This window comes from Pseudomonas sp. SD17-1 (assembly GCF_029201585.1).
In the GTDB taxonomy this organism is placed as follows: domain Bacteria; phylum Pseudomonadota; class Gammaproteobacteria; order Pseudomonadales; family Pseudomonadaceae; genus Aquipseudomonas; species Aquipseudomonas palmensis.
This window is the reverse complement of record NZ_CP104044.1, coordinates 3,448,333-3,469,287: the sequence shown is the minus strand read 5'-3', so window position 1 is coordinate 3,469,287 and position 20,955 is coordinate 3,448,333. Positions and strand designations below refer to the sequence as shown.

At 69.0% G+C, this 20,955-nt stretch carries 20 protein-coding genes; 14 read left to right on the top strand and 6 right to left on the bottom strand.

Going from position 1 to position 20,955, the window contains the following annotated elements; translation table 11 throughout:
• Complete coding sequence (locus N0B28_RS15705; RefSeq protein ID WP_043859687.1) at positions 1 to 3,129, bottom strand: efflux RND transporter permease subunit; 3,129 nt, start codon at positions 3,127 to 3,129, stop codon at positions 1 to 3.
• Positions 3,130 to 3,140: 11 nt separating this feature from the next.
• Positions 3,141 to 4,319, bottom strand: coding sequence for an efflux RND transporter periplasmic adaptor subunit (locus tag N0B28_RS15700; protein WP_054916098.1), 1,179 nt, complete (start codon positions 4,317 to 4,319; stop codon positions 3,141 to 3,143).
• A 155-nt stretch (positions 4,320 to 4,474) separates the two neighbouring features.
• On the opposite strand from N0B28_RS15700, the gene N0B28_RS15695 reads away from it, so the two are divergent.
• Entirely contained in the window at positions 4,475 to 5,176 is a 702-nt protein-coding gene (locus N0B28_RS15695; protein WP_043859689.1) for a response regulator transcription factor, read from the top strand.
• 15 nt (positions 5,177 to 5,191) lie between these two features.
• Positions 5,192 to 6,490 carry an ATP-binding protein gene (locus N0B28_RS15690; protein WP_054916096.1) on the top strand — a complete coding sequence of 433 codons (1,299 nt, stop codon included), beginning with the start codon at positions 5,192 to 5,194 and terminating at the stop codon, positions 6,488 to 6,490.
• A gap of 359 nt (positions 6,491 to 6,849) precedes the next feature.
• Here N0B28_RS15690 and N0B28_RS15685 read toward each other — a convergent pair whose 3' ends face one another.
• Positions 6,850 to 7,170 (bottom strand): hypothetical protein, encoded by a 321-nt coding sequence (locus N0B28_RS15685; RefSeq protein ID WP_275727374.1) that lies wholly within the window; start codon positions 7,168 to 7,170, stop codon positions 6,850 to 6,852.
• Between the two features lie 138 nt (positions 7,171 to 7,308).
• On the opposite strand from N0B28_RS15685, the gene N0B28_RS15680 reads away from it, so the two are divergent.
• Genes N0B28_RS15680 through N0B28_RS15670 form a run of 3 tightly spaced genes read left to right on the top strand, consistent with a single transcriptional unit; the run spans position 7,309 to position 9,440 of the window.
• Positions 7,309 to 7,938, top strand: coding sequence for an STN domain-containing protein (locus N0B28_RS15680; protein ID WP_240619901.1), 630 nt, complete (start codon positions 7,309 to 7,311; stop codon positions 7,936 to 7,938).
• A gap of 20 nt (positions 7,939 to 7,958) precedes the next feature.
• Entirely contained in the window at positions 7,959 to 8,489 is a 531-nt protein-coding gene (locus N0B28_RS15675) for a sigma-70 family RNA polymerase sigma factor (RefSeq protein ID WP_043860351.1), read from the top strand.
• A gap of 39 nt (positions 8,490 to 8,528) precedes the next feature.
• On the top strand, positions 8,529 to 9,440 hold the full coding sequence (locus N0B28_RS15670; RefSeq protein ID WP_196932333.1) for a DUF4880 domain-containing protein: 912 nt from the start codon (positions 8,529 to 8,531) through the stop codon (positions 9,438 to 9,440).
• Here N0B28_RS15670 and N0B28_RS15665 read toward each other — a convergent pair.
• Positions 9,433 to 10,044, bottom strand: a complete 612-nt coding sequence (locus tag N0B28_RS15665; RefSeq protein ID WP_054916093.1) for a prepilin-type N-terminal cleavage/methylation domain-containing protein — start codon at positions 10,042 to 10,044, stop codon at positions 9,433 to 9,435. The genes N0B28_RS15670 and N0B28_RS15665 overlap by 8 nt on opposite strands.
• Positions 10,041 to 10,484 (bottom strand): GspH/FimT family pseudopilin, encoded by a 444-nt coding sequence (locus tag N0B28_RS15660; RefSeq protein WP_275727365.1) that lies wholly within the window; start codon positions 10,482 to 10,484, stop codon positions 10,041 to 10,043. Before N0B28_RS15660 ends, N0B28_RS15665 begins: the two co-directional genes overlap by 4 nt.
• Before the next feature lie 118 nt (positions 10,485 to 10,602).
• Here N0B28_RS15660 and N0B28_RS15655 point away from each other — a divergent pair, with 118 nt between their 5' ends.
• Positions 10,603 to 11,034, top strand: a complete 432-nt coding sequence (locus tag N0B28_RS15655; protein ID WP_275727363.1) for a type II secretion system protein N — start codon at positions 10,603 to 10,605, stop codon at positions 11,032 to 11,034.
• Here the strand turns inward: N0B28_RS15655 and gspI are convergent.
• Positions 11,021 to 11,404: a type II secretion system minor pseudopilin GspI gene (gene gspI, locus N0B28_RS15650; protein WP_043860346.1), complete on the bottom strand. Its 384-nt coding sequence runs from the start codon at positions 11,402 to 11,404 to the stop codon at positions 11,021 to 11,023. The two genes, N0B28_RS15655 and gspI, sit on opposite strands and share 14 nt — an antisense overlap.
• 139 nt (positions 11,405 to 11,543) lie before the next feature.
• Here gspI and gspG point away from each other — a divergent pair, with 139 nt between their 5' ends.
• The 8 genes from gspG (at position 11,544) to N0B28_RS15610 (ending at position 20,853) form a co-directional block, all read left to right on the top strand.
• On the top strand, positions 11,544 to 11,987 hold the full coding sequence (gene gspG, locus N0B28_RS15645) for a type II secretion system major pseudopilin GspG (protein WP_275727360.1): 444 nt from the start codon (positions 11,544 to 11,546) through the stop codon (positions 11,985 to 11,987).
• 8 nt (positions 11,988 to 11,995) lie between these two features.
• Positions 11,996 to 12,955 (top strand): type II secretion system minor pseudopilin GspK, encoded by a 960-nt coding sequence (gene gspK, locus N0B28_RS15640; RefSeq protein ID WP_240619902.1) that lies wholly within the window; start codon positions 11,996 to 11,998, stop codon positions 12,953 to 12,955.
• Positions 12,952 to 13,899, top strand: a complete 948-nt coding sequence (gene gspL, locus N0B28_RS15635; RefSeq protein WP_275727354.1) for a type II secretion system protein GspL — start codon at positions 12,952 to 12,954, stop codon at positions 13,897 to 13,899. Before gspK ends, gspL begins: the two co-directional genes overlap by 4 nt.
• A complete protein-coding gene (gene gspM, locus N0B28_RS15630; protein WP_275727351.1) occupies positions 13,889 to 14,407 on the top strand; it encodes a type II secretion system protein GspM in 519 nt (172 codons plus the stop codon). The genes gspL and gspM overlap by 11 nt, the downstream gene beginning before the upstream one ends.
• A complete protein-coding gene (gene gspD / locus N0B28_RS15625) occupies positions 14,404 to 16,755 on the top strand; it encodes a type II secretion system secretin GspD (RefSeq protein WP_275727348.1) in 2,352 nt (783 codons plus the stop codon). The genes gspM and gspD overlap by 4 nt, the downstream gene beginning before the upstream one ends.
• Positions 16,752 to 18,170 carry a type II secretion system ATPase GspE gene (gene gspE / locus N0B28_RS15620; protein ID WP_043860340.1) on the top strand — a complete coding sequence of 473 codons (1,419 nt, stop codon included), beginning with the start codon at positions 16,752 to 16,754 and terminating at the stop codon, positions 18,168 to 18,170. Before gspD ends, gspE begins: the two co-directional genes overlap by 4 nt.
• Positions 18,170 to 19,375 carry a type II secretion system inner membrane protein GspF gene (gene gspF, locus N0B28_RS15615; RefSeq protein WP_275727344.1) on the top strand — a complete coding sequence of 402 codons (1,206 nt, stop codon included), beginning with the start codon at positions 18,170 to 18,172 and terminating at the stop codon, positions 19,373 to 19,375. The genes gspE and gspF overlap by 1 nt, the downstream gene beginning before the upstream one ends.
• Before the next feature lie 335 nt (positions 19,376 to 19,710).
• A complete protein-coding gene (locus tag N0B28_RS15610; protein WP_275727342.1) occupies positions 19,711 to 20,853 on the top strand; it encodes a substrate-binding domain-containing protein in 1,143 nt (380 codons plus the stop codon).
• The last annotated feature ends 102 nt before the right edge of the window (positions 20,854 to 20,955 follow it).

Genomic DNA, 20,955 nt, shown 5'->3' with positions numbered 1-20,955 from the left:
TCAGCTTTGTTCGACCACCGCAGTGTCGGCCTGGGCGTCACGCCGGCGCCAGCCGGTCACGCGCATCACCACCACGAAGAACACCGGCACGAACACGATCGCCAGCGTGGCGCTGAGCATGCCGCCGATCACCCCGGTGCCGATGGCCTGCTGACTCGCCGAGCTGGCGCCGGTGGCAATCGCCAGCGGCACCACGCCCAGGATGAACGCCAGCGAGGTCATCACGATGGGCCGCAGGCGCAGGCGCGCGGCCTGCACGGTGGCCTCGACCAGGTCATGCCCTTCGTCCACCAGGCTCTTGGCGAACTCGATGATCAGGATCGCGTTCTTCGCCGACAGGCCGATCAGGGTGATCAGGCCGACCTTGAAGAACACATCGTTGGGCATGTCGCGCAGGGTCACCGCCAGCACCGCACCGAGCACGCCCAGCGGCACCACCAGCAGCACCGAGGTAGGGATCGACCAGCTTTCGTACAGCGCCGCCAGGCACAGGAACACCACCAGCAGCGACAGCGCCATCAGCATCGGTGCCTGCGCCCCGGACAACTGCTCCTGCAGCGACAGCCCGGTCCATTCCAGGCCAAAGCCCAGCGGCAGGGCGTCGACCAGGCGCTGCACCTCGGCCATCGCCGCGCCCGAGCTGTAGCCCGGTGCCGGCTCGCCCGACACGGCAATGGCCGGGTAGCCGTTGTAGCGGGTCAGTTGCACCGGCCCCGATACCCACTGCGCCTGGGCGAAGGCCGACAACGGCACCATCTTGCCGCTGGTGTTGCGCACGTGGATCTTGAGCAGGTCCTCGACCTGGCTGCGCTGGTCGCCCTCGGCCTGCACCACCACCCGCTGCATGCGGCCCTGGTTGGGGAAGTCGTTGACGTAGGTCGAGCCGATGGCCGTGTTGAGCACCGTGCCGATGTCGTCGAACGACACGCCCAGCGCGTTGGCCTGCTTGCGGTCGATCAGCAGCTGCACCTGCGGGCTTTCGGCCAGGGCACTCTCGCGCACGTTGGCCAGCACCGGGCTTTTCGCGGCCTCGGCCAGCAACTGGTCACGCGCCGCCATCAGCCCGGCATGGCCCACGCCGGCACGGTCCTGCAGGCGGAACTCGAAACCGGTCGAGGTGCCCAGGCCATCCACCGAGGGCGGCAGCACCGCATAGGCCACCGCGTTCTTGAACTGGCTGAAGGCGATGTTGGCGCGCTCGGCGATGGCCTCGGCGCTGTCCTTGGCGGTGCGCTCGGACCAGTCCTTGAGCGTGGTGAACACCAGCGCCGCGTTCTGCCCGCTGCCCGAGAAACTGAAGCCCAGGATCACCGTGGTGTTGCCCACGCCAGGTTCGCCTGCGCTGTGCGCCTCGATCTGCTCGGCCACCTGCACGGTACGGTTGCGGCTGGCGCCGGGCGGCAGCTGCACGTCGGTGATGGTGTAGCCCTGGTCTTCGGTAGGCAGGAACGAGGAGGGCAGCTGGCTGAAGGTCCAGCCCAGCGCCACCAGCAGCAGGCCATACACCACCAGGTAGCGGCCGCTGCGCTGGATCGCGTGCATCACCCAGCGCTGGTAGCCGTTGCTCATGCCTTCGAACTTGCGGTTGAACCAGCCGAAGAAACCGCGCTTGACGTGGTGTTCGCCCTTGGCGATCGGCTTGAGCAGGGTGGCGCACAACGCCGGGGTCAGGCTCAGGGCAAGGAACGCCGAGAACAGGATCGATACCGCCATCGACGCCGAGAACTGCTGGTAGATCACCCCCACCGAGCCCTGCATGAACGCCATCGGCACGAACACCGCCACCAGCACCACGGTGATGCCGACGATGGCGCCGCTGATCTGCTGCATGGCCTTGCGCGTGGCTTGCTTGGGCGGCAGGCCTTCCTCGGCCATGATCCGCTCGACGTTCTCCACCACCACGATGGCGTCGTCCACCAGGATGCCGATGGCCAGCACCATGCCGAACAGGGTCAGCACGTTGATCGAGAAGCCCAGCGTCAGCATCACCGCGAAGGTGCCCATCAGCGCCACCGGCACCACAAGGGTCGGGATCAGCGTGTAGCGGATGTTCTGCAGGAACAGGAACATCACCAGGAACACCAGCACCATCGCCTCGATCAGGGTGTTGATCACCTGTTCGATCGACACCTTGACGAACGGCGAGGTGTCATACGGGATGTCGTACACCGCCCCGGGCGGGAAGTAGCGCGACAGCTCGTCCATCTTGGCCTTGACCAGGGTTGCGGTCTGCATGGCGTTGGCACCGGGCGCCAGCTGCACGCTGAAGGCGGTGGACGGCTTGCCGTTCAGGCGCGTGCCGTACTGGTACTCCTGGGCGCCGATCTCGACCCGCGCCACATCACCCACGGTGACCCGCGAGCCATCCGGGTTGGCGCGCAGCACGATGTCGGCGAACTCCTGGGGCGTCGACAGCTGGCCCTTGATCAGCACGTTGGCAGTGATTTCCTGGGTCGGGCTGCCGGGCAGGTCGCCGATGCTGCCAGGGGCCACCTGGGCGTTCTGCGCGGCAATCGCAAGGTTCACATCCTCGGGGGTGAGGTTGAAGCCAATCAGCTTCTGCGGGTCGAGCCAGATACGCATGGCGCGTTCCGAGCCATACAGCTGCGCCTTGCCCACGCCCGGTACCCGGCGCACCTCGTTCATCACGTTGCGCGCCAGAAAGTCGCTCAGCGCGGTTTCGTCGAGGCGGTCATCGTCGGCGGTCAGGGTCACCAGCATCAGGAACCCGGTGGAGATCTTCTCCACCTGGAGGCCCTGCTGGGTCACCGCCCGCGGCAGGCGCGACTCGACGATCTTCAGGCGGTTCTGCACATCGACCTGGGCCAGTTCCGGGTTGGTGCCCGGCTGGAAGGTCGCCGTTACCGTGGCGCTGCCCAGGCTGCTGGTGGACTGGAAGTACAGCAGGTGATCGGCGCCGTTGAGCTCCTGCTCGATCAGGCTGACCACGCTCTCGTCCATGGTCTGCGCCGAGGCACCGGGGTATACCGCGTACACCTCGATCTGTGGCGGCGCCACGTTGGGGTACTGGGCCACCGGCAACTGCGGGATGGCCAGCGCACCGCCGAGCAGGATGAACAGCGCGACCACCCAGGCGAACACCGGGCGGTCAATAAAGAACTGCGGCATGGATCAGGGCCTCACTGGGCGGTGGTCTGGGCGATGGGGGCAGCCGTGTCGGTGGCGGGGGTCACGCTCACCTGGTCACCCACCTTCACGTGCTGCAGGCCTTCGGTGACGATGCGATCGCCCGGGGCCAGGCCTTCGGTGACGATCCAGCGGTCCTGCTGCACGCTGCCCAGCACCACGGCGCGCTCGCTCACGCGCTGCTCGGCGTCCACCAGCAGCACCCGCGGCAGGCCCGCGCTGTCACGCAGGATGGCCTGCTGCGGCACGCTGATGCCCTTGGGCTGCACCGCCTGTTCCAGGCGCACGCGGATGAAGCTGCCGGGCAGCAGGTCCAGGTCGGGGTTGGGGAACTCGCTGCGCAGGGTGATCTGGCCGGTGCTCGGGTCCACGCTGATGTCGGAGAACAGCAGCTTGCCCGCCAGCGGATAAGGGGTGCCGTCATCCTGGATCAGCGTGGCGCGGGCCTGGTCCTGGCCCACCTGCTTGAGCTCGCCGGCACGCAGGGCACGGCGCAGGGCGTTGATCTCGCGGGTCGACTGGGTCAGGTCGGCATGGATCGGGTCGAGCTGCTGAATGATCGCCAGCGGGGTCGATTCGTTCTGCCCCACCAGCGCGCCCTCGGTCACCAGGGCACGGCCCACGCGCCCGGAAATCGGCGCGGTCACGGTGGCATAGCCCAGGTTCAGGCGCGCACGCTCGAGCGCGGCCTTGGCCGCTGCCACTTCGGCGTCGGCCTGCATGGCGGCGGCGCGGGCGTTGTCATGCTCCTGGCGGCTGATCGCGTCGATCGAAATCAGCTCGGCGTAGCGCTGGTCCTGCAGGCGCGCCTGAAAGCGCGTGGCCTCGGCCTTGGCCAGGTTGGCGCGGGCGCTGTCGTAGTCGGCCTTGAACGGTGCCGGGTCGATGCGAAACAGCACGTCGCCCTGTTTCACGTCGCTGCCCTCACGGTACACCCGCTTGAGCACCACCCCGGCCACCCGCGCGCGCACCTCGGCAATGCGTGGCGCCAGGATGCGCCCCGACAGCTCGGTGCTGATGGCCAGGGGTTGCTCGTGCACGGTTTCGACGCTGACGGCGGGCTTGGGGGCTTGTTCTTCGGCGGGCGGCTTGCTGTCGCAGCCGGCCAGGGCCAGGCTCAGCAGCAACAGGGGCGCCAGGGTACGCAGACGGACGGGGCTTGAACTGGGCATGCGGATCTTCCATAAATGACCCGGCAATGCTAAGGCAGCCGCGCTACAGGCAGTTGTTAAGCTATGTAGGGCGAGTGTGAAAAAGTGTGAAGAATTTCGCGACCTGCGAATAAGCGCTATATCCTGCCTGACTTTCCCGGCCTTTCAAACTACCCATGCCCACTATCCTTCTGGTCGAAGACGACTGCGCCCTGAGCGAACTGATCGCCAGCTACCTGCAACGCAATGGTTTCAGCGTCAGCGTGATTGCGCGGGGGGACCACGTGCTGGAAGAGGCGCGGCGCAGCAAACCCGACCTGGTGATCCTGGACCTGATGCTGCCGGGCCTGGACGGCCTGCAGGTGTGCCGGCAGCTGCGCGCCGAATCGCTGCTGCTGCCGATCCTCATGCTCACCGCCCGCGACGACAGCCACGACCAGGTGCTGGGCCTGGAGATGGGCGCCGACGACTACGTCAGCAAGCCGTGCGAGCCGCGCGTGCTGCTGGCGCGGGTGCGGACCCTGCTGCGGCGCAGCAGCATCAACGAGCCGCATCTCGAGAGCGACCTGATCGTGATCGGCGGGCTGCGCATCGACCTGGCCGAACGCACCGTGCTGTGGCGCGACCAGACGGTGGAGTTGTCCAGCGGCGAGTTCAACCTGCTGGTGGTGCTGGCGCGCAATGCCGGCAGCGTGCTCAGCCGCGACTGCATCCTGCAGCAGTTGCGCGGCATCGAGTTCAACGGCACCGACCGCTCGGTGGACGTGGCCATCTCCAAGCTGCGGCGCAAGTTCGACGACAGCGCCGGCGAGGCGCGCAAGATCAAGACGGTGTGGGGCAAGGGCTACCTGTTCAGCCGAGTCGAGTGGGAATTCTGAGGAGCGGCCACGGCCATGCTGAAAATTCTGGTACGCCTGTATCTGGTGACCATCGTCGCGTATGCCGGGTCGATCTTCCTGATCCCCGAACTCATCCTGCATGTGTTCCATGACCGCTACATCGCCTACAACCAGGACCAGGCGCGGGGCGTGCAGCGCCTGATCGTCAACCAGTTCCACCTCAAGCACCGCGACAGCTGGCCCCAGGTGGCCGAGGCGCTGAACACCGATTTCGCCCCCCTCAGCATCGAGCTGCGCCGGCGCGCCGACCTTGACCTGAACGCCGAGGAGCAGGCGCACCTGCAGGCCGGCCAGTACGTGGTGCGCCTGGGGGAGTGGGGCTATTACGAAACCGCCCTGGCGCCGCTGGACAGCGAGTGGATGGTGGTGCTGCGCAACCCGCCGGACCCGGCGGACATCTACCTGCTGTCGTGGGGCATCACCGTGCTGATCGGTGCGGCGCTGCTGGGCTGCCTGCTGTTCTGGGTGCGCCCGCACTGGCGTGACCTGCAGCGGCTCAAGGCCACGGCGCAGCGCCTGGGCGAAGGCAACCTGGCGGAGCGCACGCTGATCTCGCCACGCTCGAACATCGGCGCGCTGGCCAAGGTGTTCGACACCATGGCGGCGGATATCGAATGCCTGCTGACCCAGCAGCGCGAGTTGCTCAATGCGGTGTCGCATGAGCTGCGCACGCCGCTGACCCGCCTGGATTTCGGCCTGGTGCTGCTGTACGACGAAATGCCCCCGGCCAGTCGCAAGCGCCTGCTGGAACTGGTGGGGCACGTGCGCGAGCTGGATGCGCTGGTGCTTGAGCTGCTGTCGTACAACCGCTTGCAGAATGGCCAGGGTGGCGAGCGGGTGGAGGTGGCGCTGCCCGAGTTCGTCGACAGCATCCTGGGCAGCTATGCCGAAGAGCTGGATGGGCGCGGGGTGAGCCTGGAGGTGCGTGCCGAGCCGGATCTGCCGCGCTTTGTGCTGGACCCGCGGTTGACGGCGCGGGCGGTGCAGAACCTGATCCGCAACGCCATGCGTTATTGCGGGCAGCGCATCCTGCTGCGCCTGAGCGTGGATGCCAAGGGCGCGTGCGTGCTGACCGTCGAGGATGACGGCATCGGCATTCCGCAGGAGGAGCGCGAGCGCATCTTCCAGCCGTTCTACCGCCTGGATCGCAGTCGGGACCGTGCCACGGGCGGGTTTGGCCTGGGGTTGGCGATCAGCCGTCGGGTGATCGAGGGGCAGGGTGGCACCCTGACGGTGGGGCAGTCGGCGTTGGGGGGGGCGCAGTTTCGCATCTGCTTGCCGCGGGGGCGGTAGGGGCGACAAGTCTGATGTCAGGTGGATTCACTGCAATCGGGTGTCGAACACACCGAGGCTGGCAATACCGCCCCGTGTAGGAGCCGGCCTTGCCGGCGAAGCGCCGCGCTTGCGGCGCTCGATCCTGAGAGCGCTGCAAGGGCATCGGTTGGCACTAGTCGTCCACCGCCATTGCTGGCTGGTTTTCTCGCTCACCCCTTCAATCATCAGCCTTGAAATTCATTCGGGCTGGAAGGTGCCTGTCTTGAATCCACCGGTGCTCCCAAAACCGAGCGCCGCCCGCGCGGCGCTTCGCCGGCAACGCCGGCTCCTACATTGGCTGCAACGAACCATGGCCTGCAGGAATGCAACTGCGCCGATCACGGCCCCGGCCGCTGCGGCCGCACCGACACCCCGAACGCATTGCCCATGCGCTGCCTCGTGGCCGACTGGTTGAACAACCCCAGCTGGTTCGGCGCGCGCCGGCTCACATCCACCTCCATCGCCTTGCGGTTGGCCTGCGCCGCGCGCTGCCCGTTGCCGTTCTGCAACTGGCGCGTCAGGCAGTCGTACGCCAGCGCCCGCGCCTGGCCCACCTGCACGTCGATGCAACCCTCGTCCTGACCCGCCTGCACCACGCCACTCGACAGGCCACTCAGCAGACCGGCAACCAGCCACAACCCCGCGATTCGACAGCCCATGTCCATGCCCTCCCTGAAGCGGTTTCCCCCAGTCTAGCCCCAGGCGACTTCCCACATCGTTAAGGTTTTTTGCCTACCGCTGTCACATCAGATTCATACACAGGCCCCACGATGGCGACTTTCGGGGGAGACACCGGTTTGCGCCACTGCCTTGCCAGAATCGCCGTGCTGCTGTTGGCCGTGCTGGCGATGCCGGTGCACGGCGCAGGCCCGATCCGTTTCGACATACCGGCCCAGCCACTGGACGAGGCGCTGCACGCCTTCGGCCAGCAGAGCGGCATGGCGGTGCTGGTGGACCGGGAGCTGACCGCACGCCAGCGCTCGATGCCGCTGAGCGGCGCGTTCAGCGCCCGCGACGGCCTGCGCAGGCTGCTCGAAGGCACCGGGCTGATGGCCCGCTACAGCGGCGCCGAGGCCTTCACCGTGCAGCGCGTGGCACTGCCGGCAGCCGCGCCTAACCCGCGTGCCACAGGCGGGGGCGGCGCGGCCGGCAATTATGCGCGCACGCTGCAACGCGCCGTGGAACAGGCGCTGTGTGCCAGCGCGCTGGCACGCCCAGGCCATTACCGGGCCGCCGTGCAGGTATGGATCGACGCCCGCGGGGTGCTGGCCCAGAGCCGCCTGCTGGCCTCCACCGGCGATCACCGGCGTGACAGCGCGCTGGTCGAAAGCCTGCGCGCCCTGCGCCTGGAGCGGCCACCGCCCTCGGCGCTGGCGCAACCGGTGACGCTGCTGCTGTTGCCCGATACACGCATGGACTGCCCTTAATCGCATGGAGGCTAGGCAGTATGAATACACCTCTGGTCACGTTGTTCCTGACCTCTTACGACGAGTTCAAGGTGCGCCTCAAACGCCGCCTGGGTTCGGACGACCTGGCCTGCGACGTGCTCCAGGAAACCTACCTGCGGGTCGACCGCATGCAGGCCACCCACGCGCTGCACAAGCCCAACGCCTACCTCTACCGCATGGCCCTGAACATCGCCGCCGACCGGCGCCAGGCCGACGCCCGGCTGCTCACCGGCGCCGAGGTCGAAGACCTGCTGCAGGTGGCCGAAGACCAGGACCCGGCGCGCATTGTCGGCGGCCAGCAGGAAATCCAGTGCCTGCTCGGCGCACTCTACGAACTGCCGGCACGGCGCCGGCGTATCTTCATTGCCGCGCGCCTGGAGGAAGCCTCGCACCTGGAAATCGCCCAGCGCTTCGGCATCTCCACGCGCATGGTCGAGAAGGAGCTCAAGGCCGCACTGGGTTACTGCGCCACGCGGCTGGAAAGAAAAGTGTTCCAGCGGTTCGGTCCCGGTGCGGGAAAACCGTCTTGAACAATACACAGCGCCATTTTGATGCAGGCCCCTCAGACCATGACACCCCAGACTTCGGCTGAACCCAGCCTGCACAGCCAGGCCCAGGACTGGTTGCTGCTGCTTACCTCCGGGCGCGCCACCGTCGCCGACGCACGCGCCCTGCGCCAGTGGTGCGCACAGAGCCCGGCGCACGCCCAGGCCTTCGAGCAGGCCCGCCAGCTGTGGCAGCAGCTGGAGCCGGCGGCGCGCCAGGCCGAGCGCGTGGTGCCCCTGCGCACCCTGGGGCGCCGCGCGTTCCTGGGCGGCGCGCTGGCGGCCTCGGCAGCCTTCGTGCTGCTGCGCAGCAACCTGGTGGACGGGCTCGGCACGCCAGCGGCAGACTTTCACACCGGCGTTGGCGAGCAGCGGCGCATCGACCTGACCCAGGGCATCGCGCTGGAGCTCAACACCCAGACCCGCATCAACCGCAGCGGCGAAGCGATCGCCCTGCTCGAAGGCGAGGTCGAGGTGCTGGCCCAGGCCCCGGTACAGGTGCAGGCCGGGCAGGCCTGGGTGTCGGCCCAGGCCGGACGCTTCAATGTGCGCCACACCGATTCGGCCGTGTGCGTCACCTGCCTGCAGGGCCAGGTGCAGATTCTCTGGCAGGGCCGCAGCTTGCCCGTGCCCGCCGGCCAGCAGCTGCGTTACGACGCCCGCAGCGCCGGCAGCGCGCAGCCGTTCGATGCCGAACAGGTAATGGCCTGGCGCGAGCAGCGGCTGGTGTTCCATGACGCGCCGCTGAGCCAGGTGATCGACGAAATCAACCGCTACCGCCCCGGCATGCTGGTGCTGCTCAACCCCAGCCTGGGGCGACGCAAGGTGCAGGCGCGCTTCAGCCTGGCGCAGCTGCCAGGGGTGGCGCAGCTGATCCGCGACGCCTACGGCGCACGCTGCACCGAACTGCCCGGTGGCGTGGTGCTGCTCAGTTGAGCGGCCCCAGTACCTGGCGGTAACGCTGCGGGCCCTGGGCGCTCTGGCGCAGCAGTTCGATCTCGAGCCCCGGCGGATTGTCCCGGGCCTCGCCGGTCAGGTGCCGCCAGCCCTTGCCCGGCTCCCACACCCGCAGGTTGAATTCAGCCACATCCTCCAGTACCGCCACCCGGCCGGCAGGCGCCGGTAGCGGGAAGCGATCGCGTGCCGGCGCCGCGGCGCGGTACAGCGTGCCACCCTGCAACCACCAGCGCACGCGCATCAGGCCGTCGTCGGCGGCGCTGCTGCGAATCAGCTCCAGGCGCGCCGGGCGCCCGTCGCTGGCCTGCACCCGCACCGCAGGCAGCGGTTTTTCGCTGGGCGGGTCCATGCCCGCCAGCACCGGCTCGGCCAGTTCGCTGCTGGCACGCAACGCCAGGTCGCGCTCCAGCTGGTTGAACACCCGCAGCAGGGCGCGGGCCTGTTCGGTGCTGTCCTTGACGTGGCGGTCGGCGCGGCTGACGCTGTCCAGCCCGCGCCAGGCCACCAGGCTGACAATGGCCATCAACAGGATCGCCACCATCACCTCGATCAGGGTGAACCCGCCTTGCGGGTGGCGCCTCATGGCTGGTGCACCTCGACGCGGCCGGCGGCATCGCGGCGCACTTCGATCTGCTGCTGGCCGCTGACCAGGCGCAGGGTCAGCGGCTCGCCGATCCATTCCGGGTCGATGCGCACGGCCCGCTGCGGGGTGCGCTGCACCGTCACCGGCGCGGCCTGCCAGGGGCGCGGGCGCAGCAGCGGGTCGCTGTCCAGCGCCGCGCCGGCCCGCACAAAACGGTAGCCGTCGCGGTCGGCCTGCCAGACCAGGGCGCGGCCATCGGCCTGCACCTCGCTCTGGGCCACCAGCAGCAATTGCGCCAGGCGCTCGGCGTCTTCGCGCAAGGCCCTGGCCGGGTCGGGGCGGATGTTCAGGCTGATGGCGGCGCTGGCGATGCCGACGATCACCAGCACCACCATCAGTTCGATCAGGGTAAAGCCCTGTTGTGGATGGCTGCGTTGCATGGGGCGATGCCTCCTTGGCTGGTGACAGCGTGCACGGCGAAGATGATCGTCGTGTGAAACAAAAGCGTGAGAATCGGCGCGTATGCTCGGGCCAGGAACCACACGGAGACCGTTCCCCATGGCACTAGCATTCAAACCCGTGGCTGCCCCGCAACTGGTCCAGGGCGCGGCGCTGCTCGCGGCGCTGGCCGGGCTCGCGACCTGGGGCACGTTGCTCTGGACGCCCACCCCCCAACCAGTGCCGGCTGCCATGGAGCAGACCCTATCGGCACCCCCGGCCGCCGCCGGACAGTGGTTCGCCAACCTGCCGGCGCAGGTCGACATCAGCCTCAGCGGGCTGCTGGCCGGCAGTGCCGGTGCGGTGGCCATCGTTTCGCTCAACGGCGGCGCGCCACAGGCCGTGCGGGTGGGCGAGCAACTGACGCAGGGGGTGCAACTGGTGGCCATAGAAGCCGATGCGCTGGTGATCGAGCGCGCGGGGGAGCGCAGCCGCATCGGCATCGCCCGACTGCCCGAAGGCCCCGCGCTGCCGCGCCTCATTCGCCCCTAGGCGCCTGGCCCAGCCAGCTCTCCAGGCGCGCCAGCGGCGGGCCTTCACGGTCACGCTCGAACACCTCCAGGCGCACCTGCAGCAGCCCACCGGGGCGGCTGTCGACCTGCTGCTCGCAGCGCAGGCGCAGGCGCCCCTGGTCGCACTCCAAGCGGCGCAGGCCCGGGGTTGCCTGGCCTTCCAGGCGCAGTTCGGCAAGGCGCGCCTGGGCCGAGAGCAGGGCCAGCGACTTGTCGCGCAGCAGGCCATTGCCCTGGGTCATCAGCCCGGCCGCGCGCACTGCAGCGGCCATCGCCACGGCCACGATGGCCAGCGCCACCAGCACTTCGATCAGGGTAAAACCGGCCTGTTGCGGGCGGCGTCTGCGCATGGGCATCTCGGTGTGGGCAAAGCTGCATCCTAGGGGGTCTGTCTGACCGATTGGCGACCGGAACTCCCGAGGATTTTCAATACCACTGACATATGCCCTTGCCACAATCGGCCCCCGAATCCCGCCAAGGAATGCCGAGATGTCGCTTATCTGCCCACGCCGTTCTGCCCCCCGTCGCCAACGCGGTTTCACCCTGATCGAGATCATGGTGGTGGTGGTCATCCTCGGGATCCTGGCAGCGATGGTGGTGCCCAAGGTGCTCGACCGCCCCGACCAGGCGCGTGCCACCGCCGCCCGCCAGGACATCGCCGGGCTGATGCAGGCGCTCAAGCTCTACCGCCTGGACAACGGCAGCTACCCCAGCGCCGCCCAGGGCCTCAAGGTACTGGTGGAAAAACCCGCCTCGGCCAAGCCCGGCACCTGGCGCGCCTACCTGGAGCGCCTGCCCAACGACCCCTGGGGCCGCCCCTACCACTACCTCAACCCCGGTGCCAACGGCGAGATCGACGTGTTCTCGCTGGGCGCCGATGGCGAGCCTGACGGCGACGGCGTGAACGCCGATATCGGCTCCTGGCAGCTGTAGGCGCCGTGATGAGACCGTCCGCGCAGCAACGCGGAATGGCGATCATCAGTGCCTTGCTGATAGCCGCCGTGGTGGCGGTGATCGCAGCGGGCATGATCAGCCGCCAGAGCGTATTCACCCGTGAGCTGGAAAGCCTGCAGCAGCGTGCCCAGGGGCAGGGCGTGCTGCAGGCGGGCCTGGCCTGGAGCCGTGAGGTACTGGCCGAGCAGCGCCGCGTCGACCCGCTGGTACGCCTCGACCAGGGCTGGGCGCGCCCCATCGCCGGCCTGCCGGTGGGCGAGCACGGCGCGGTGTTTCAGGGCCGGCTGGAAGACGAGCAGGGCAAGTTCAACCTGCGCAACCTGGTGGTCGAGGAGCAACCCGACGCGCAGGCCCTGGCCACCTTCGAGCGCCTGTGTGCACTGATCGGCCTGGCCGCGCCGGTGGCGCAGGCGATCGCGGCGCGGGTGATCGACGGCTACCCGCGCCGGCAGGCGCCCGTGGCCGAGGCGGTGCACGGCTTCGACAGTGGCCGCGCAACCTCGCCGGGTGCCGCCTCGCGCCCGGTGCCGGCACGCCGGCCGATGCTGCGCAGCCTCGACCAGCTGGCCGTGCCGGGGCTGGATGCCGAAGGGCTGGCGCGCCTGCGCCGAGTGGCCACGGTGCTGCCGGCCAACACCTGGATCAATGGCAACACCGCGTCGGCCGAGGTGCTGGCGGCGCAGGTGCCGGGCTTGAGCGTAGACAAGGCGCGCCAGCTGATCGCCGAGCGCGACGGCGGGCGCTGGTTCGTCAACCGCGGGGATTTCGTCAACCGCCTGCAGATGCCCCACGTGGTGCTCGAAAGCGTGCCGGTGGGCATTACCAGCGACTGGTTTCGCCTGCACGGCGTGGCCCGCAGCGGCTCGCGCGAGGTGCGCCTGGAGGCGCTGCTGCTGCGCGGGCAGGCGCCCCTGGCACAGGTTGTATGGGCACGGGTGGGCGCATGAAGGCACAACTGCACATGGCATTGCCGCGGCTCGCGGCGCTTGAGGGCGGGGCGCGGGTCGGCTATCGGCAACTGGACCGCCAGGGCCGGACCGAGGCCGAGGGCGAGGCGGCGCAGGCGCAGCTCAAGAGCCTGGCGCGCGGCCGCGAGGTACTGGCGTGGCTGCACCCGGACGACAGCCTGTGCACCGAGCTGGTACTGCCGCCGTTGCCGGCGGCGCGCCTGGGGGCGGCGGTGCAGTGCGCGGCGCAGGGCCTGATACTGGGCGATGTGCGCGCCGTGCATATCGCCCACGGGCCACGGGCAGCGGACGGGAAGGTGGCGGTGGCATGGCTGGGGCAGGCGGCATTGCAGGGCCTGGCGCAGTGGCTGTCGAATGCCGGCCTCAAACCCCGGGGCCTGTACCCGACCCCGGCAAGGGCCGGCGCATGCCCGGTGGCGAGCCTGCACAGCGGCCTGCGCGCCCCTGGCGCCGCACAGCACGGCTGGCCACGGGCACTCGCCCTGTGCGCCAGCGCCGCCATGATCTGGACCCTGGGCCTGAACCTCTACGCCGCGCGGCTGGCCGACACCGGCCAGCAACTGCGCCAGCACATGCACCAGCAGGTACGCGCTGCCTACCCGCAGTTGCAGGTGATCCTCAACCCGCTGCAACAGGTACGCCAGCAGCTCGCCGCCGGCGACAATGGCGCGGTCGCACCTTTCAACCACCTGCTACAGGCCGCCGGCAGCGCCATGCCGTTTCTGGCCGGCGCAGTCGAGCAACTGACCTACCACGACGGCGTGCTCGACCTGCAGCCACTGCCCGGCGCCGCACGGCCCCCGGCCGACAACGCCTGGCAAACCCGGCTGGCGGCACAGGGCATCGAGGCCAGCAGCAGCGACCACGGCTGGACCCTGCGCCCGGCGACCGCCACGGGCGAGGAGGTGGCCAATGTTGAGTAAGGCACGGCACCCCCTGCGCCGCCTGCGCCCCTGGTGGCACGGCCTGAGTGCGCGCGAGCGCCGCGCCGTGGCCCTGACCGCACTGCTGCTGGGCACCACGCTGTGGTGGCTGGTGCTGGTGCAGCCGGCACTGGCGCGCATCGCCCACTGGGAGGCCGAAACGCCCAGGCTGCGCAGCCAGGCGCAGACCCTCGACGGCCTGCTTGCCCACGCCCCCTCACTGCCGGGCGCCGCGCAACAGGCGCCGGCCCTGCGCCAGAGCCTGGAGCACGCCGGGCTCAGCGGCCATTACCAGCTTCAGGCGGTGGAGGGCGGCTGGCTGCTCGATCTTGTCCAGGCCCCCGCCGAGGCCGCCACCGCCTGGCTGCTGCAGGCCCCCGCACAACTGGGCCTGACGGTGGTGCACAGCCGCCTGCAACGCGACCCGCTGGCCGACCCCTCGGCCACGGCGTCGTTCTCCGGAATCGTTCGCTTGGACCAGGCGCAAGGCGCTAAGGAATCGTCATGATGTGCACCCAACTGCCGCGCCGACTGGCCGGCCTGGCTCCCCTGGTACTGGCACTGGCCCTGGCCGGTTGCAGCCAGCAGCCTGCGCAGCCACTGGCCAGCAGCGAGCTGGGCCGACCGCTGGCCAACGTGCAGCCCGGGCCGACCAGCCTGGAACGCCACGGCCTGCAGGCGCGGGTCGAGCCACAGCGCCCGACCCCGCGTGCCCCCGCCCACCGCGCCAGGCCCCACAGCGATGGCAGCGCCAGTGCCGCACCGGGCAACCCGCTGGGCGACCAGCCGGTGCAGCTGAACTTCGTCGACGCCGACATCCAGGCCGTGGTGCGCGCCCTGTCGCGGGCCACCGGGCGCCAGTTTCTGGTCGACCCGCGGGTCAAGGGCCAGCTGACCCTGGTGTCCGAAGGCGAGGTGCCGGCCCCACGTGCCTACGCCATGCTGCTGGCGGCCTTGCGCATGCAGGGCTTCAGCGTGGTCGACGTGGGCGGGGTCAGCCAGGTGGTGCCCGAGGCCGACGCCAAGCTGCTGGGCGGGCCGATCAACAGCAAGGACGCCGGCACCGGCATGCTCACCCGCACCTTCCGCCTGCAATACGAGAACGCGGTCAACGTGATCCCGGTGCTGCGCCCCATCGTGTCGCCCAACAACCCGATCAACGCCTACCCCGGCAACAACACCGTGGTGGTCACCGACTATGCCGAGAACCTCGAGCGTGTGGCCCGGCTGCTCGACAGCATCGACATCCCCAGCGCCATCGACACCGACGTGGTGGCGATCCAGAACGGCATCGCCAGCGACATCGCGGCCATGGTCTCGGAGCTGCTCGAAACCCAGGGCAACGACCCCACCCAGAAGATCAGCGTGATCGGCGACCCACGCTCCAACAGCGTGGTGATCCGCGCCGGCAGCCCCGAGCGCACGCAACTGGCCCGCGACCTGATCTACAAGCTCGACAACGCACAGAACAACCCCAGCAACCTGCACGTGGTGTACCTGCGCAACGCCCAGGCCGGCAAGCTGGCCCAGGCCCTGCGCGGGCTGCTCACCGGCGAGAGCGACAGCAGCAGCGGTGACGACGCCCGCGCCAGGCTCAGTGGCGGTGGCCTGCTGGCAGGCAAGCAGAACGGCAGCGGCGCGGCGGCGAACACCGCGCAGACCACCAGCGCCACCCCGCCAGCCGCCACCTACGGGGCCAGCCTCGGCCAGGCCGGCAACGCCTATGGCAACGGTTCGCAGGGCAGCGAGCAGAACACCGCGTTTTCCGCCGGCGGGGTGACCATCCAGGCCGACGCCACCACCAACACCCTGCTGATTTCGGCACCCGACCCGCTGTACCGCAACCTGCGGGAGGTGATCGACCTGCTCGACCAGCGCCGCGCCCAGGTGGTGATCGAAAGCCTGATCGTCGAGGTCAGCGAAGACGACGCCAACGAATTCGGCATCCAGTGGCAGGCCGGCAACCTGGGCAAGAACGGTGTGTTCGGCGGCGCCAACCTGGGCGGTGCCGGGTTCAATCGCGGTGCCAGGAACAGCATCGACGCGCTGCCCCCCGGCCTGAGCGTGGGCGTGGTGGACGGCACGGTGAACATCCCCGGCATCGGCGAGGTGCTCGACCTCAAGGTGCTGGCCCGCGCCCTGACCAGCAAGGGCGGCAGCAACGTGCTGTCCACGCCCAACCTGCTGACCCTGGACAACGAGGCGGCGAGCATCTTCGTCGGCCAGACCATCCCCTTTGTCAGCGGCCAGTACGTCACCGATGGCGGCGGCACCAGCAACAACCCGTTCCAGACCATCCAGCGCGAAGAGGTGGGGCTCAAGCTCAACGTGCGCCCGCAGATCTCCGAAGGCGGCACGGTCAAGCTCGACATCTACCAGGAGGTCAGCAGCGTCGACGAACGCGCCTCCAGTGCCGCCGGCACGGTCACCAACAAGCGTGCCATCGACACCAGCATCCTGCTCGACGACGGCCAGATCATGGTGCTCGGCGGCCTGCTGCAGGACGGCTACACCCAGGCCAACGACGGCATTCCGTTTCTTTCCAGCCTGCCGGGGGTGGGCGTGCTGTTTCGCAACGAGCGCCGCGCCACCAGCAAGACCAACCTGATGGTGTTCCTGCGCCCCTACATCATTCGCGATGCCGAGGTGGGGCGCAGCATCACCCTCAACCGCTACGATTTCATCCGCCGTGCGCAGGGCGGGCTCAAGCCGGCCCATTCCTGGGCGCTGCCGGACGCGCAGATGCCGCTGCTGCCCAGCGCCGAGCAGGGCGTACCGCGCGCGGGCGCGGCCATCGGCACCCCGCGTGCGGCGATCCGCGCCGTGCCGCTGGATGAAGTCGGGGTTGCCCGGTGAGCCGCCTGCCGTACGCCTGGGCCAAGGCCCAGCGCGTGGTGCTGCTGGCCGGCGAGCACGCCGCGCCGCTGCGCCTGTGCCCCTCGACCCCGGCCTGGGCGCTGGGCGAGGTGCGCCGCCAGTTCGGCGAGCAGGCCGCCGAGCAGGTCAGCGAAGACGAGCTCGACCGCCTGCTGACCAGCGCCTACAGCGACAACGGCGGCGCCGCAGCGGCGGTCGGCGCGGCCGAGAACGATGTCGACCTCGACCGCCTGATGCAGGACATGCCCGAGATCACCGACCTGCTCGACACCCAGGACGGCGCGCCGGTGATCCGCATGATCAACGCGCTGCTGACCCAGGCTGCCGGCGACGAGGCCAGCGACATCCACATCGAACCCTTCGAGACCCACTCGGTGGTGCGCTACCGGGTCGACGGCACCCTGCGCGACGTGGTCTCGCCGCGCAAGGCGCTGCACGCGGCGCTGGTGTCGCGGATCAAGATCATGGCGCAACTGGACATCGCCGAAAAACGCCTGCCCCAGGACGGGCGCATCGCCCTGCGCGTGGCTGGCCGGCCCATCGATATCCGTGTGTCCACCGTGCCCACCGGGCATGGCGAGCGGGTGGTGATGCGCCTGCTGGACAAGCAGGCCGGGCGTCTGCAACTGGAAACCCTGGGCATGGCCCCGGCGCTGCTGGCCCGCCTGGACGTGCTGATTCGCCAGCCGCACGGCATCGTGCTGGTCACCGGGCCCACCGGCAGCGGCAAGACCACCAGCCTGTACGCGGCGCTGGCGCGGCTCGATGCCAGCGTCAGCAACATCCTCACCGTCGAGGACCCGGTGGAATACGACCTGCCGGGCATCAGCCAGATCCAGGTGAATGCGCGCATCGACATGACCTTTGCCGTGGCCCTGCGCGCGATCCTGCGCCAGGACCCGGACATCATCATGATCGGCGAGATCCGCGACCTGGAGACTGCGCAGATCGCGGTGCAGGCCTCGCTCACCGGGCACCTGGTGCTGGCCACGCTGCACACCAACGACGCCGTGTCGGCGGTCAACCGCCTGCTCGACATGGGCGTGGAACCCTTTCTGCTGGCCTCGGCGCTGCTCGGCGTGCTGGCCCAGCGCCTGGTACGGCGGCTGTGCCCGCACTGCCGTCAGCCCGACCCGAATGCCCCCGGCCAGTTTCGCCCCCATGGCTGCGCCAGCTGCAACCACACCGGCTACAGCGGGCGTACCGGGATCCACGAGCTGTTCTGCATCGATGACCCGATTCGCGGCCTGATCCACCAGGGCGCCGACGAACAGGCCCTGCGCGCCGCAGCGCGCCAGGCCGGCATGCTGAGCATGCGCGAGGACGGCCAGCGCTGGGTCGACAGCGGCAGTACCGCCGTGGAAGAAATCCTGCGTGTGACCCGGGACGCCTGATGAGCCGATACCGTTATGAAGCCGCCGATGCCCAGGGGCGCATCAGCCGTGGCCAGCTGGAGGCCGACAGCCCGGCGGCGGTGATCGGGCAATTGCGCGGGCTGGGCCTGAGCGCCTTGCAGGTCGAGCCGGAGCCTGCCGCCAGTGCCGGCGGCGGGTTGTTCGCCAGCAAGCTGTCGGATGCGGACCTGGCCTGGACCACGCGCCAGCTGGCCAGCCTGCTGGCCGCCGGGCTGCCGCTGGAGGGCGCCCTGAGCGCTACCCTGGAGCAGGCCGAACGCAAGCACATCGCCCAGGTGCTGGGCGCGGTGCGCGGCGACGTGCGCAGCGGCATGCGCCTGGCCGACGCGCTGGCGGCGCGCCCGCGGGACTTTCCCGAGATCTACCGCGCACTGATCGCGGCGGGGGAGGAGTCCGGCGACCTGGCCCAGGTGATGGAGCGCCTGGCCGACTACATCGAAGACCGCAACACCCTGCGCGGCAAGATCCTCACCGCGCTCATCTACCCCGGCGTGGTCGGGCTGGTGTCGATCGGCATCGTGATCTTTCTGCTCAGCTACGTGGTGCCGCAGGTGGTCAGCGCCTTCACCCAGGCGCGCCAGGACCTGCCGGGGCTGACCCTGGCGATGCTCAACGCCAGCGACTTCATCCGGGCCTGGGGCTGGCTGTGTTTCATCGTGCTGGTGGCCGGGGCATGGGGCTGGCGTGTGTACCTGCGCGGCGCGTCGGCACGCCTGGCCTGGCACAGCCGGGTGCTGCGCCTGCCGTTGCTGGGGCGCTTCGTGCTGGGCCTGAACACCGCGCGCTTCGCCTCGACCCTGGCGATTCTGGGCAGTGCCGGGGTGCCGTTGCTGCGGGCCCTGGAGGCGGCGCGCCAGACCCTGGCCAACGACCGCCTCGACCAGTGCGTGAGCGAGGCCACGGCGCGGGTGCGCGAAGGCGTGGGGCTGGCGTCGGCGCTGGCGGTGGAGAAGGTGTTCCCGCCCTTGCTGATCCACCTGATCGCCAGCGGCGAGAAGACCGGCAACCTGCCGCCGATGCTCGACCGCGCGGCGCAGAGCCTGGCCAAGGACATCGAGCGCCGAGCGATGGGCATGACCGCATTGCTGGAGCCGCTGATGATCGTGGTGATGGGTGCGGTGGTGCTGCTGATCGTGATGGCGGTGCTGCTGCCGATCATCGAGATCAACCAGCTGGTGCAGTGATTTTTTTTGGGGGGTTGGCAACACCCGAGTGGGTTGCCGGGGAATCCGGGACCTCGAGGGGCCGCCCCATCGGTGGTGAAGCCATCGCGGGTCAAGCCCGCTCCCACACTGACCTGTGTGGGAGCGGGCTTGACCCGCGATGAGGCCACCCGAAACACCCGAGAAATTACCCGCCAAGCTCCCGATGTTTTTTCCTCTGACTGTCACCGCGCACTGCCAACCTAAGCCTCGTGGATCGGCCAGCAAGCCCTCTGGATCAAGGCGCTGCGCCACGCCACCGTGACATGCAAGCGCGACTCACCTCAACGTACGAACACGACGAAAGGAGCTTCTTCATGTTTAAGCGCACTATGATCGCAGCCTCGCTGGCTGTTGCCGCACTGGCTTCGGCTCAATCGATGGCAGCGGTTGTCGGTGGCGGTGCCACCCTGCCACAAGGCCTGTACACCACCCCAGGCGTACTGGGCGCCGGTTTCGACACCTACACCGGTGTTGGCAGCGGTAAAGGCAAGTCGGCTTTCCTGTTCAACCGTGCCGCCGATATCAACAAGCCCGCCGGTGTGACCGTCGATTTCGCAGGCAGCGACTCGATCCTTTCCGATGCGGAAATCAACACCTACAACCTGGACCACAACAGCGCCGGCAACGACGTCGCCAACAAGTGGGGCCCGCTGATCCAGGTTCCGTCGGCAGCCACCTCGGTCACCATCCCGTACAACCTCAAGCTGGCCAACGGCACTGCCGTCAACGACCTGAACCTGACCAGCGCCCAGCTGTGCGGGATCTTCTCGGGTTCGATCAGCAACTGGAACCAGATCGACGCCAGCTACCCGAACAAGGCCATCAAGGTGTTCTACCGCAGCGGCAGCAGCGGCACCTCCGAGATCTTCACCCGTCACCTGAACAGCCAGTGCCCGACCCAGTTCGGCGTCAGCAGCACCTTCACCACCGCTCAGGTCGGTGCAGAGCCTGCCACGTTCCAGGGTGCTGCCCTGAGCGGCGATATCGTGACCTCGGTGTACGGCACCGAAGACGCCATCGGCTATGTAGGCCCTGAAGACGTGGATGCCACCAACAACGCCAAGGTCGCCCGCGTCAACAACCTGCTGCCAACCGTCGGCAACGTGCAGACTGCACTGGCCAACGCCGCGCCACCGGCCACCGCCGCCGCACGCGCGATTCCGCAGAACTGGGCCCCGGTGCTGGCCAACCCGGCCACCGGCTACTCCATCGTTGCCTACACCAACCTGATCTTCGGTCAGTGCTACAAGGACGCCGCAGACGGCACCGCCGTCGTCGCCTTCCTGAACCGTCATTACGGCGCCACCACCAACAACGATGCGGCCATCATCGCGCAGAAGCTGATCCCGTTGAGCTCAGCCTGGAAAAACGCCGTTCGCCTGCAGTTCGCCAACCAGTCCGGCGCACTGGGCGTGAACAACCTCAGCGTGTGCAACACCCAGGGTCGCCCGGCCTAAGCCGCGCCGACGCCTGTCGCTGTACCCCGTCGGTAACGGCTCGCGCCGTTACCGGCTTTTGCGTTTCAGAACGCCACCGATCACATGAACTTTGCGTGACAA